Source organism: Streptomyces sp. NPDC001970 (genome assembly GCF_053594115.1).
In genome coordinates this window covers 1-7,683 of the sequence record NZ_JBSFDW010000087.1, presented here as the reverse complement: position 1 = coordinate 7,683, position 7,683 = coordinate 1, and the positions used below count along the sequence as shown (strand labels likewise).

At 68.9% G+C, this 7,683-nt stretch carries 7 protein-coding genes and 4 pseudogenes; 6 read left to right on the top strand and 5 right to left on the bottom strand.

Annotated elements, in window-relative coordinates:
• A pseudogene (locus tag ACWCP0_RS41710) lies at nucleotides 1–91 on the top strand (3-oxoacyl-ACP reductase); the annotation flags it as partial.
• A 245-nt stretch (nucleotides 92–336) separates the two neighbouring features.
• Nucleotides 337–549: a hypothetical protein gene (locus ACWCP0_RS41705; protein WP_451083919.1), complete on the top strand. Its 213-nt coding sequence runs from the start codon at nucleotides 337–339 to the stop codon at nucleotides 547–549.
• Nucleotides 550–853: 304 nt separating this feature from the next.
• Here ACWCP0_RS41705 and ACWCP0_RS41700 read toward each other — a convergent pair whose 3' ends face one another.
• On the bottom strand, nucleotides 854–1,426 hold the full coding sequence (locus ACWCP0_RS41700) for a TetR family transcriptional regulator C-terminal domain-containing protein (protein ID WP_451083918.1): 573 nt from the start codon (nucleotides 1,424–1,426) through the stop codon (nucleotides 854–856).
• Nucleotides 1,427–1,908: 482 nt separating this feature from the next.
• Between ACWCP0_RS41700 and ACWCP0_RS41695 the strand changes: the two genes are divergently transcribed.
• Both ACWCP0_RS41695 and ACWCP0_RS41690 read left to right on the top strand, forming a co-directional pair.
• Complete coding sequence (locus ACWCP0_RS41695) at nucleotides 1,909–2,274, top strand: nuclear transport factor 2 family protein (RefSeq protein ID WP_451083917.1); 366 nt, start codon at nucleotides 1,909–1,911, stop codon at nucleotides 2,272–2,274.
• A gap of 445 nt (nucleotides 2,275–2,719) precedes the next feature.
• A pseudogene (locus ACWCP0_RS41690) lies at nucleotides 2,720–2,812 on the top strand (alpha/beta hydrolase); the annotation flags it as partial.
• Between the two features lie 260 nt (nucleotides 2,813–3,072).
• On the opposite strand, the gene ACWCP0_RS41685 reads toward ACWCP0_RS41690, so the two are convergent.
• Nucleotides 3,073–3,669, bottom strand: coding sequence for a CGNR zinc finger domain-containing protein (locus tag ACWCP0_RS41685; protein WP_451083916.1), 597 nt, complete (start codon nucleotides 3,667–3,669; stop codon nucleotides 3,073–3,075).
• 69 nt (nucleotides 3,670–3,738) lie between these two features.
• Here ACWCP0_RS41685 and ACWCP0_RS41680 point away from each other — a divergent pair.
• Nucleotides 3,739–4,157 (top strand): annotated as a pseudogene (locus ACWCP0_RS41680) (PaaI family thioesterase); the annotation flags it as partial.
• 471 nt (nucleotides 4,158–4,628) lie between these two features.
• Here the strand turns inward: ACWCP0_RS41680 and ACWCP0_RS41675 are convergent.
• Both ACWCP0_RS41675 and ACWCP0_RS41670 read right to left on the bottom strand, forming a co-directional pair.
• A complete protein-coding gene (locus ACWCP0_RS41675) occupies nucleotides 4,629–5,645 on the bottom strand; it encodes an alcohol dehydrogenase catalytic domain-containing protein (protein WP_451083915.1) in 1,017 nt (338 codons plus the stop codon).
• Between the two features lie 464 nt (nucleotides 5,646–6,109).
• Nucleotides 6,110–6,703: a DUF4291 domain-containing protein gene (locus ACWCP0_RS41670; protein ID WP_451083914.1), complete on the bottom strand. Its 594-nt coding sequence runs from the start codon at nucleotides 6,701–6,703 to the stop codon at nucleotides 6,110–6,112.
• A 187-nt stretch (nucleotides 6,704–6,890) separates the two neighbouring features.
• Here ACWCP0_RS41670 and ACWCP0_RS41665 point away from each other — a divergent pair, with 187 nt between their 5' ends.
• Nucleotides 6,891–7,379 carry a hypothetical protein gene (locus ACWCP0_RS41665; protein WP_451083913.1) on the top strand — a complete coding sequence of 163 codons (489 nt, stop codon included), beginning with the start codon at nucleotides 6,891–6,893 and terminating at the stop codon, nucleotides 7,377–7,379.
• On the opposite strand, the pseudogene ACWCP0_RS41660 reads toward ACWCP0_RS41665, so the two are convergent.
• Nucleotides 7,354–7,590 (bottom strand): annotated as a pseudogene (locus ACWCP0_RS41660) (transposase); the annotation flags it as partial. The gene ACWCP0_RS41665 and the pseudogene ACWCP0_RS41660 sit on opposite strands and share 26 nt — an antisense overlap.
• Nucleotides 7,591–7,683 lie beyond the last annotated feature (93 nt).

Genomic DNA, 7,683 nt, shown 5'->3' with positions numbered 1-7,683 from the left:
CATCGTCGACGCGGTCGTCTACCTCGAGAACGCCCCCTTCGTCACCGGCGAGATCCTCCACGTCGACGGCGGCCAGATCGCCGGCCACTGAGCCGTCTGCGCGCCAGCGAGAGGCGAGGCGGTCCGCCAGGCCGGCAGGGGGTCCGGCTCAGACTGGGCCGCCTCGGGGCCGGCTTCCCGCAGAACGAACTCCACGTCCTCGAGGTCGACGGCAGCACCGCGCTCGCCCACGAAGGCGGCGCTCAAGGGCTGCCGGGTGGTACAGCTGCGGCGGAAGAGCGCTGGGTCCGCTCGGAACGGACGCGCCGCCCTGGCTCCTGGCACGAGCGCCGTTCCATGACGCCTGCCTCCACCAGCGCCGCGCGGCGCGGGATGAACCGGTCGGTGGCGATGGGTGCGGACCAGGTGGCCGAGCAGATGCTGCCGGCGCTGGAGAACAACGCGAACGAAGCACTCATCGACGCCTTCACCAGGGACACCCGCACCGCACTCTCCGGGTACGTCGAGGCCTGCTGCACGGCATCACGCCCTGAACCGGCCGGGGAATGAAGCGGCGCCGCCCCTACGGGACTGCGGCCCTGCACCTGAGAGTGGGCCCCCGCAGGGTGAAAACGCCGGTAAGGCCTCTGCCGGCGCACCCGGTCGCCGCGTGCCCCGGCACGCCTCGAACCGCCGACGCCCCAAGCACGGACGCCCCCCGAGGCCTCGGACAGCGACCCGGCTACCGGGAATGTGACTCCGTGCCCTCTGAACGTCTTTACCTGTCAAGGGATGGCGTCCGGCCGGCCGCACGGCGCTCGACTGCAGCCGGGAAGACCTCAGGCGCAGCCCTGGAGCACCTCTGCGGCGTCCCTCAGCGCAGTATCAGGCCGAAAACAACGGTGAAGAAAGCTTCGAACGCCTTCGCGGAACGGTCGGCCCGAGCGGAAATCAGTGCCCCCTCCCAGGCGTTGAGCACGAAGCGTGCCAACGTGGACGCCTCCAGGGCCTTCGACACCTCGCCCGCCTCCTGGGCATCGGCGATGGCGAAGGCCAGGGCGTCGGCCCAGGCTTCCAGGCTCGCTCGCACCGACTCGCGCACCGCCTCGCTGTGGTCGGCGACCTCGACGGCGAGATCCCCCACCAGACAGCCGCGGCTGAACTCGGTGTCGATGTTCTCGTCACGCAGGAATTCGAAGTGCCGGCGCAGCCGGGTCAGCGGCGCAACCGAGCCGTCGCGCAGACTCCCCAGCCGACGGCTGGCCCCGTAGCGTTCCAGGGCCACGACAGCCAGGGCTTCCTTGCTGTCGAAGTGGTTGTAGAACGACCCCTTGGGAGCACCCGCCGCGTCAGTGATGTCCTTCACGCCGGCCGCTGCATAGCCGTGCGTGTGGAACTGCTCGACGGCCGCCGAGATGAGGTTCTCCCGCAGACTGGCCCTGGCCACTGTCAACGCCTCCTAGCACCAAGACGGGCGATCGTCTCGTTACGGTAGCACCGGGAGCCAAGAGGTTCGCACCTCCTGATCTTGGGCTCCTCTGCACGGTCCGCATGCGGCTGACCATGCCTTCGAGACGACCCGGCCAGAGTGGCCCACCCGCCCCCTGTCGGCCGCTGCCTCCTGCTGCGCACGCGAGCGCCCAGCAGGGCCATGCAGTTCACCCGGAGGGCGCTGAGCTGGGGAGTGTTGTGGTGCAGCTTCGCGAACAGCACCTGGTCCTCGGAGCTGCGCGACAACCGAACGGGTGCTGATGATCTTCTCTCTGGCGTCACTGGTCTTCCCCGTGCTTGCACGTATACGACCGCCCGACTACTCTTTACTAGACCGGTCGGCTAGTTGCCGCCGACTCCCCTCGGCCACAGACGGCGGGCATGCATGGGCGGGCGCCGCCTCCCCATCCGACAAGACACAGACAGGGAGCTGACGCGATGAGCAACCCGATGCACGAGGTACTGAGGCGCTGGAAGGCCGCGTTCGACGGCCACCAGCCGGACATCATGGCCGACCTGTTCACCTCCGACGCCCTCTTCCAGGGCTTCGGACCCGTGGTCCTCTCCGGCCGGGACTCCGTACGCAGCTACTACGAGGCGGTACCAGGCGATCGCAGCGCCGATGTGACGGTCCTCCACAGCTACACGATCGGCGAGCAGGTGGTCGGCGGATTCGCGGACGTCACCTTCCGCGACACGGCGGGCTGGGAGGCCGCTGTGCACATGTCGCTGGTCCTCGTACGCGACGGCAGCAGCTGGCGGATCCGCCAATACCACGTCTCCCGGGTCATGACCGAGCACTGAACCGCACACGGCCCACCCCCGCTGGGCGCGAATTTCGCCAGGGCCGACCGCGCACCAACGTGGCCAGGATGACTGGCCACATTGGCCGCTGGGCCGCCCCTCGGACTCTCGTCACCTTTTTGACAGGTGACGTAGCGAGTGGAAGAGGCATAGCCGGCCGCGTTGCGACATGCGCCTGCCCGGCCTCCCCGTGCAGGTCCGGACGATCAGGACGAGCGACCCCAGATCGAAGAATCGAAGGAAGGTTCCAGATGATCAACAGGCGCACCTTTGGCAAGGCTGTCGGCGCGGGAGCGGCCGCGGCGGCTTCACTGGGGAGCCGACCCGGCCTCTCGTCGGCGTCGGCAGCCACGCCCGACTCAAGCGGGCCGACAGGTCTGCACTCGGTCAAGCGGGGCACGAACACATCCTTCGACCCGCTCGGAACAAGTTCTCGGGCAAGTAGGCACACCGGACTCCGAACGGCATCGGCCGCAACGTCCCGCAGGAAGCTCCCGAAGCCTTCGCCCAGGCAGTCGTCGACGTCGACCGTTTCTGACGGGCGTTGCACGTGATCGGGGAATGCCGGGCGGTGGCCGTCGAGATGCCGGACCCGGGCCACGCGCCGACTTGATCCAAGGCGGCCTTCGTGCGCAGGTGGACCAGCACGAGCACCAGCGTGCTGATCCTGCGCAACGGCCACCGCCGCGAGCCTCGTTCAGGACCGCGGCGCGAGCATCAGCCATGAGTCGCTCGTCCTGCCGGACGAGTTCGCCGAGCCGGTCGCCATGCTCTGTGCGCCGGCGGAGCCGGTACGGCTCAATGGTCGCCGGACAGGTGCTTCTTCCGGGCGCGGTAAGCCGCTGCCTTGATCTTGTTACCGCACGCCTCCATGGCGCACCACTCCCGGCGCCCTCCCCGTGAACGATCGATGTAGATCCGCGTGCACTCGGGATTCGCGCACTCCCTGAGCAGCGGCACATCCGGACCACTGAGGACGTCGATGGCGTTTCGAGCCACCGACGAGAACGCCTGCTGCGGGGTGGCTTCGATGGTGCGCCCGCTCGAGGTGAGCTGCGGGATCGCGGGCGGCGTGCGGACTGCGCGGTTCACGAGCGAGAGTGCACGGCTGTTGTACTTCTTGTACGCCAACCTGGCGGTGACCAGCAGATAGATCGCCTCCCGGAGGGCCACCGCATCCTCCAGATCGGACGACTGGCAGCCCGTGTCGCCGTCGACGATTCCGGACTCACGAAACCAGGAGTCGAGACTCTCCGGTGATTTGAGCATTTCCCGAGGCTGCGGGTTGCGGCGTGCGCGCAGTGTCCCGACGAAGTCGAGTGCCGCGGCACCGCAAGGAAAAACATGTTCCATATCACCAGCCTGACAGGTGACGATCTGGCATGCAAGCGTCATTCCGTGCTCGCGGCCCTGCCCTGGAGCGAGAGGTCCCCGGAAGTCCACCGCGGGCCGGCGACAGGCAGCCGGCTACCGCCCCCTCCCATCGCGGCCGCACTGGCCGTCGCCCGGGAAGGGGTGGAGCACGGCCGGGCGGTCTTCTCTCTTGAGCCGGGCGAAGAGCACGACAACGCCATGGGCGGCGTGTTCGCCTCACTGCTGGATTTCGCAGCCGGCGCCGCAGTTCAGTCCACTCTTGCGCAGGGCATGGCATTCGCCTCGATCGACCTGACGGTGAAGTTCCTCCGCCCCATCACGGTCGACACCGGAAGGGCGTGGGCGGCGGCACGGCACTCGGCCAGGCGGAGCTCTACGACGCCGACGAGCGCCGGCCTGCCCACGCCACCAGCAGCTGCATGCTGTTCCCCGCGGCGAGCGGTGTTCAGCACCTGTCCGTACGCGAGCAGCCACCTGTCACTCTCCTGCGCAGTGACCGGCTCACCTGACGCGCACCGTCGGGCATGGGTGTGCCGAGGTGCGACGGCGCAGGTCAGCGCGGCCTCGCCCATGGGCAAGGGCGCTCTGTCGATCGACGATGCGCCACAACAGCGCCTCCGATCAGGCGAGTTCGAGTCCACCGTGGAGCGTGGGCACGTGGCCGGTGAGCCGGGCGGTCTGCGCATCGACGAGCCAGAGGATCCACTCGGCCACGTCGCCGGGTACCGGCGGTTGCCCAGTGCCTCTGTGGCGCGGTTCCCGGCTGGACCGGCCCGTGAACGATCGTCATGGATGACGGCGACATGAATCCGAGCGCCGGGCGGCCGCGCTGGACGTGGGTGTCGAACGCGAGGCCCACGCATTCGAGCAGGGGCTGCGTGTCGGGAGCTGTGCCTCCCGGCAGGGCAGCGGCGGCGCACCCGTCGCGCGCTGCCGCCGCCGCTGCCGTCACGGGGCGAACGTCCAGACGGGATGGGTTCTCAGGAGGCGATGTCCAGGACGACCCGGAAACGGGCCTTGCCCGAGAGCATCCGCTCGTAGGCGTCCGCTGCCTGCGCGAGGGGCATGGTCTCGGTGGCCGGGCGAATGCCGTGGGCGAGGCTGAAGGCGAGGTTGTCCTCGTTCTCGATGGAGGATCCGGTGAGGCTGCCGACGATGGACCGGGTGCCGATGATCAGGTCGGGTGTCGCGACTGTCAGCGGGTCCGGCGCCGCGCCGACGACGACCAGCCGACCGCCCGGAGCCAGGCCGCGGACCAGCGGGTCCATGGAGGAGCCGCTGGAGGCAGTGGCGACGATGATCGACGCGCCGCCCAGGTCGTGCAGGGCGGTTCCGGGATCGACGCTGGTGCTGTCGATGTATTCGTCGGCGCCCAGTTCCCTCGCGAAGCTCTCCTTCTCCCGGCCCCGGGCGATGGCGGCGACGCGGTATCCGAGGCTGTGCGCGTACTGCAGCGCCAGGTGGCCCAGTCCGCCGATGCCCTGGACCGCCACAAGGGCGCCCGCCCTGGTGAAGCCTTTCTGCAGCGCGGTGAACGTGGTCAGCCCCGCACACAGCAGTGGGGCCGTCTCAATGGCCGACATGCCGTCCGGGATGCGCACGAGGCCGCTCGCTCGCGCGTAGGCCACTTCCGCGTAACCGCCGTCGGTGGTCATTCCCGTCTGCTCCTGGTCGAGGCAGTTGACGAAATCACCACGGCGGCACATCTCGCACTCCCAGCAGTGACCGCCCAGGTATCCGACACCGACACGGTCACCAGGCCGCCAGGCGGTGACGCCCGCGCCCACGGCGTCGATGACGCCGACGATCTCGTGGCCGGGAACGACAGGAGTCGAGGCGTCGGCGCGCAGGCCCTCCAGGGTCAGCACGTCGGTGTGGCAGATCCCGCAGGCCTGCACCTTCAGCCGGACGTGTCCCGGAGCGGGATCGACCAGCTCTCGCTCGACCAGTCGAATATTGCGAACGCCAGTGACCTCGACGGCTCGATACGTGGACATGGTTCTCCTCTGCCCGGCCTGCCCGCTCGCGGGGCAGCACCGGAATGTGGTCGCCGCCGACGGGGTAGTCGGCGATGCGGAAGTGAGCGCAGCCGTGCTGCGGAATCGGCGATGGGGCGCCGAAGATCATGCGGAAGAAGGTGTCGAAGGGATGGACGACGTGTCGGGCCCCGAAGACCTCACCAATATGACCGGTCGTCTCAGAAGAGTCAACTGCGGCCCCGGGAATACGCCGAGAGGAGGGGTACCCCGGACCAGCGATCGGTGTCATGGAACTCGCGCGCGAGGAGCGGGAACGGCGGCCGGCCGTCCCCGCCGGAGTCTCGCCGACTCCTCAAGAAACGGAGCCGAGGCTCTGTTGCCGACCGGTGCCACACCGATCGGGCACGAGACGCCGGTTCCGCCGAGCCTGTGGTGCCATGTGACCCATGGGTGGCAGCCGGCCTTTGGTCGAGCGTGCGCGGTCACGAGCTCAAATGGGCCATCAGTTCGTCCGCGGCGGGGTACGGCCGCTCGTGGGGCAGCAGTCGGGTCGCGGAGTCCAGGTCGCCGTTGCTGACGAGTGCGTGGATCTGGCGGGCGAGCGGAGTCACGTCGTTGATGGAGACCGTCCACTCCTCCGCGTAACGGCGTACGGCCTCGCCGGAGAGCCCGAGTTGCAGCGAGCGGTTTGGCAGGGGCTGCAGGTGCAGATCGCGCTCGGGGTCCCACTGGACGCGGGCTGGTGCACGCTTCAGCCGGCGTTGCCAGGTGCTGCGGTCGGAGTGCAGTCCACGGACGTATCTCGACAGGCACGCGTTGCGCAGCGCCCATTCGAAGCCCTCGCGAGTGATCTCGACGGCAAGTACGGTCTCTTGTCCAGGCTTCTTGCCCCAGCCACAGCGGTACATCATCCACAGGAACGATGGCTTGATCCACGTCATCCGGTCCCGCTTCCATGCAGCGGGGAAACGGCCCTGGCGTACCGCAGGTATGCCGATCTCCGGTGAGTACGCCTGGTAGACGGTGATCGTGGATGGCGTGTGGAGCGCGCGGATTCTGCGTTGCGGTTCTTCCATGGCGTACAGGGTGGGGCCGGTCGATTCCCGTCGGCCAATAGTTTTCGACTCTGCTGCGGGCAGCGCACTCAGTAGCCGTTGTCTTTCCGGACTTGATGGGTGGGTTTCCGCTGGTCAGGCGTGAACTCCGCGGAATCGAGGAAGAGTCGGGCCGTCACGTCTGTCGGTTATGACACGGAGGTTGTCGATGGCTTCGGTCATGGGCTTGTTGGAAGCGCGCGAGACGGCCGCGCAAGTTCGGGTCGAAGAGCTCCGCGAGGAGGCGGAGCGGGTGCTGGCCGAGCTTGCGAAGGCGGAGGCGGTGCTGGAGCGGCGGGCCATCGCCCGCGTGGAGCTGGCCGAGGCCCTGGCCGGGCCGGAGCCGGAGGCCGACCACCCGCCGGAGTCGGCGCCGGCCGTTGCCGAGGCCCCGGTGGCGGGGTCGGTGGTGCCGCACTGGCGGGTGGGCCTGACGATGGAGGTGCTCGCGCCGGACTACCAGCGGCTGGTGGGCGTGCTGGAGGCGGAGGCGGGCGGGGCCGGGCTGCGGGCACGGGAGTTGGCCGGGCGGCTGGGCCTGGAGTCGGTGCCGGCGAAGGTCGAGGGGGTGCGGTCGAAGGTGAAGCGGCTGGTGGAGCGGGGCTGGCTGGCCGAGGAGCGTCCCGGGGTGTTCACGCCGAGGCGGGCTGCCGGGTGACGTTTCGGCTCCGGTGGCGGGCGAGGCGGCGTCCCATGAGCATGGTCATCGACCACAGGACGGCGGCTTCGCTGCTTTCGGGCCGGGTCTCGTAGTCCCGGGCAAGGCGCCGCGAGCGCATCAGCCAGCTCAGCGTCCTCTCCACCACCCACCTGCGTGGAAGCACCACGAACCCGCTCATGTCGTCGGTGCGTTTGACGATCTGAAGGGTGTCGGCAACGGCTGAATTTGGGACCAGTTCGAACGGTTCAATCGTGAGCCATTGTGCGGCCTCGGTGGTTCGTCAGTCGTTGTCGGTGGCGGT

Bases quoted from the DNA above. Each gene is read 5' to 3' on its own strand.
- ACWCP0_RS41675 (WP_451083915.1), bottom strand. From the start codon at position 5,645: ATGTCCACGTATCGAGCCGTCGAGGTCACTGGCGTTCGCAATATTCGA.
- ACWCP0_RS41665 (WP_451083913.1), top strand. From the start codon at position 6,891: ATGGCTTCGGTCATGGGCTTGTTGGAAGCGCGCGAGACGGCCGCGCAA.
- ACWCP0_RS41705 (WP_451083919.1), top strand. From the start codon at position 337: ATGACGCCTGCCTCCACCAGCGCCGCGCGGCGCGGGATGAACCGGTCG.
- ACWCP0_RS41695 (WP_451083917.1), top strand. From the start codon at position 1,909: ATGAGCAACCCGATGCACGAGGTACTGAGGCGCTGGAAGGCCGCGTTC.
- ACWCP0_RS41685 (WP_451083916.1), bottom strand. From the start codon at position 3,669: ATGACGCTTGCATGCCAGATCGTCACCTGTCAGGCTGGTGATATGGAA.
- ACWCP0_RS41670 (WP_451083914.1), bottom strand. From the start codon at position 6,703: ATGGAAGAACCGCAACGCAGAATCCGCGCGCTCCACACGCCATCCACG.